At 69.7% G+C, this 4274-nt stretch carries 1 pseudogene; it reads right to left on the bottom strand.

Annotation, left to right across the window (positions count from 1 at the left end):
• Positions 1-4209: pseudogene (locus ACZ7P3_RS42470) on the bottom strand (type I polyketide synthase); the annotation flags it as partial.
• Positions 4210-4274 lie beyond the last annotated feature (65 nt).

Genomic DNA, 4274 nt, shown 5'->3' with positions numbered 1-4274 from the left:
CCACTCCTCCTCGAACGCCGCGCCCTCGACCTGGGCGTAGACGGCCACTGCTCGGCGACCGGACTCATCCGACTCGTCAACCGTCACCTGCACCCTCAGTGCACCCTGGGCCGGAAGCACCAGAGGCGTCTCGATGAGCAGTTCCTCGACGCGCGCGCATCCGGCCTCGTCGCCGGCCCGCACGACCATCTCGATCAACGCGGTCCCCGGTACGACCACGCGCCCGGCCACCACATGATCGGCCAGCCAGGGCTGCCCGGCCAGCGACAACCGACCCGTCAGCACCAGGCCGCCGCTCGCCGGCAACGTCACCGCCGCACCCAGCAATGGATGCCGGGCCGGGGACTGCCCCAGCCCCGCCGCATCCACCAGAGCGGAACCGGTCGGGAGCCAGTACCGCCTGCGCTGGAAGGCGTACGTCGGCAGGTCGACCCGCCGGGCACCCGTCCCCGTGAACACCTTGTCCCACCCGACCGCCACGCCCCGCACGAACACCTTCGCCAGCGCCGTGAGCAACGCCCGAGGCTCATCCCGACCACGACGCAACACCGGCAGCCACACCTCGGTGATGTCACCGGCGTCACCCGTGTCATCCAACGTGTTCCCGACCCGGGTCTGCGGGCCCATGCCCGACAGCACCCCGTCCGGACCAATCTCCACGAACGTCCGCACACCGTTGTCCCGCAGTGCCGAGACCGCATCGGCGAACCGGACCGCCTCACGCACATGCCGCACCCAGTACGACGGGTCAGTCACCTCATCACTCACCACACACCCGGTCAACGCCGACACAAAAGTCAGCTTCGGCACCTGGTACCCGACCGCACCGACGACCTCGGCGAAACGCTCCAGCATCGGCTCCATCAACGGCGAATGGAACGCATGCGACACCGTCAAACGCTTGGTACGCGCCCCACCCCCCGCCAACTCTGCCGCGGCCGCCAGGACTTCGTCCTCGTTACCGGAGATCACGACAGCCCGGGGACCGTTGACCGCGGCGACCCCCACACCGGATCGGCCCGCGATCGCTTCGAGAACCTGTTCCTCGGTCGCCTCGATCGCCACCATCGCGCCGCCGGCGGGCAGCTCCTGCATCAGACGGCCACGCGCGGCCACCACCGCACACGCATCCTCCAGCGACCACACCCCGGCCACATGCGCCGCAGCCAGCTCACCGATCGAATGACCCGCCACCACCTGCGGACCCACACCCCACGACTCCAACAACCGGAACAACGCCACCTCAACAGCGAACAAACCGGCCTGCGCCCACACCGTCTCATCGATCCGACCCCCACCCGGCCAGGACACCTCGCCCTCACCACGGATCACCGCCGCCAGCGAGCCCTCCAGATGCCCGGCCAGAGCAGCACACACCGCATCGAACGCCTCCGCAAACACCGGGAAGGTGCCGTAGAGACCCAGGCCCATGCCTATGCGCTGGGCACCCTGCCCGGTGAACACGAAACCGACCTTGCCCACACCACCCACAACCCCGGACACCACACCCGGAACCTCACGACCCTCAGCCAACGCCCCCAAACCCGCCAGCAGCTCGCCACGATCCGAGCCCAGCACCACAGCACGCTGCTCCAGCACCGCACGTGAGGTCCCCAGCGACCAGCCCACGTCCGCCAGGTCCACGTCGGGAAGCTGCTCGACGTATCCGGCCAAGCGCTCCGCCTGACCCGCAAGACCCGGCACCGACCGACCCGACACCACCCACGGCACCACCGGCAGAGCCACCGACGGGACACCGTCGGCCGGAACAACACCGGCGACAGGAGCGCCATCATCAGCGGGCGCCTGCTCGATGATCACGTGCGCGTTCGTACCGGAGAACCCGAACGACGACACACCCGCACGCCGCGGACGCCCCACCTCCGGCCACGGCACCGCCTCCGTCACCAACCGCACAGCACCCGCATCCCAGTCGATGTGCGAGGAAGGAGCATCCACGTGCAGAGTGGCGGGGACCATGCCGTGCTCCATCGCGGCAACCATCTTGATGATGCCCGCCACACCCGCAGCCGCCTGCGCATGACCGATGTTCGACTTCACCGAACCCAGCAGCAACGGCCGCTCCTCCGGCCGCCCCTGGCCGTAGGTGGCCAGCAGCGCCTGCGCCTCGATCGGGTCACCCAACCGGGTGCCCGTGCCGTGGCCCTCGACCACGTCCACGTCAGCCGCGACAAGGCCGGCGTTCGTCAGCGCGGTCCGAATGACCCGCTGCTGCGCGGGACCGTTCGGCGCGGTCAAACCGTTGGACGCGCCGTCCTGGTTCATCGCCGTACCGGCCACCACCGCAAGGATTCGATGACCGTTGCGGCGGGCGTCGGACATCCGCTCTACGACGAGGACGCCGACACCCTCACCCCAACCCGTGCCGTCCGCCGCCTCCGCATACGCCTTGCACCGGCCGTCCGCCGCAAGCCCACGCTGCCGGGTGAAGTCGATGAAGGTGCCCGGCGTCGCCATGATGTTCACGCCGCCGGCCAGGGCCATCGAGCACTCGCCCGACCGCAGCGACTGGCACGCCAGGTGCAACGCAACCAGCGACGACGAACACGCCGTGTCCACCGTCACCGCCGGACCCTCCAAGCCCAGCGCATACGCCACCCGACCCGACGCCACACCACCCGAACCACCCGTACCGAGATAGCCCTCCACGTCCTCCGACACCGCGCCGAACGGCAGGTAGTCGTGGTAGATCAGGCCGGCGAACACGCCCGTGTCGCTGCCGCGCAGCATGTTCGGATCGATTCCCGCGTCCTCCAGCGCCTCCCACGAGGTCTCCAGCAGCAACCGCTGCTGCGGATCCATCGCGGCCGCCTCACGCGGACTGATCCCGAAGAAACCGGCGTCGAACTCCCCGGCCTCGTAAAGGAACCCGCCCTCTCCCGCAAGGCTCTTGCCGAGCGCCTCGGGGTCCGGGTCGTGGACATCCGCGGGCCAGCCCCGGTCCGCGGGGAACGGACCGATCGCGTCCCCACGCGACTCCAGCAGCTCCCAGAACTCACCGGGAGACGACACTCCCCCGGGGAAGCGGCAGCCCATGCCGACGATGACCAGGCGGTCCTCGTCCATGGGCACGCCACCCGTCACCGGTAGCGCGGAACCCGTCGACGCATCGTCGTTCCTACCGACCACCTCACCCACCACGAACCCGGCCAGCGCGGCCGGAGTGGGATAGTCGAAGACCGCCGTTGCCGGCAGGCGCAGACCCGTCACCGTGTTCAGCCGGTTGCGCAGCTCCACGGAAGTCAGCGAGTCGAAACCGATGTCCTTGAATGTACGACCGGCCTCGATGCTCTCGGTTCCGGCCATGCCCAGCGTCAAGGCGGCCTGTGCCGCGACCAGTTCGAGGACGGTTGCGCTCTGCTCGGCCGAGCCGAGCGCCGCGAGCCGTGCGGCCAACGAGTTCTGGCTGTCGGCGGCGGGCTGTCCGGCCGTACGTCGCGCGGGTCCGGCCGAACGGGTCGTGTGCACGAGCGCGGACAGGAACGGCGGGATCTCCCCGGAACGCCGCAGAGCGGCCAAGTCCAGCTGAGCCGTCACCACCACCGGGTCGGGGGCATGAGTGGCCGCGTCCAGCATGCCGAGCCCGTCGGTCGCGGGGAGCGGCTTCAGGCCCTGGCGGGACATGCGCTGCCAGTCGGCCCGGTCGAGCTTCGTGGTCATGCCGTATTCCCACGGCCCCCACACCAGGGACACCGCCGCCAGACCCTGCTGACGCCGGAACGCGGCAAGCGCGTCCAGGAAGGTGTTGCCGGCCGCGTAGTTGGCCTGTCCCGGGTTGCCCCAGACCCCGGCGATCGAGGAGAACAGTACGAACGTGTCCAGATCCAGATGACGGGTCAGCTCATGCAAATGCCAGGCCGCATCGACCTTCGGCCGCATGACCGACTCCACCCGCTCCGGCACCAGAGCCGTGGCCAGCCCGTCATCCACCATCCCGGCCGCGTGAACGACACCGGTCAGCGGAACACCCTTCACCACACCGGCCAGCTGATCCCGGTCAGACACATCACACGCCGCGACCGTGACCTCGACACCCAACTTCTCCAGATCAGCGACCAGCTCCAGCATCCCCGACGCATCCATCCCACGACGCGAGACCAACACCAACCGCCCCGCCCGGCCTGTCTGCGCGAGATGCCGCGCCACCAGACCACCCAGCGCACCCGACGCACCCGTCACCAACACCACACCGCCCCCACGGCCCGCATCACCCGCACCGCCCCCACGGCCCACTGCGGAAGCCGGGGGCAGGG

The sequence above is a fragment of the Streptomyces sp. NPDC107581 genome (assembly GCF_055657175.1).
This window is presented reverse-complemented; position numbering and strand designations above follow the sequence as displayed.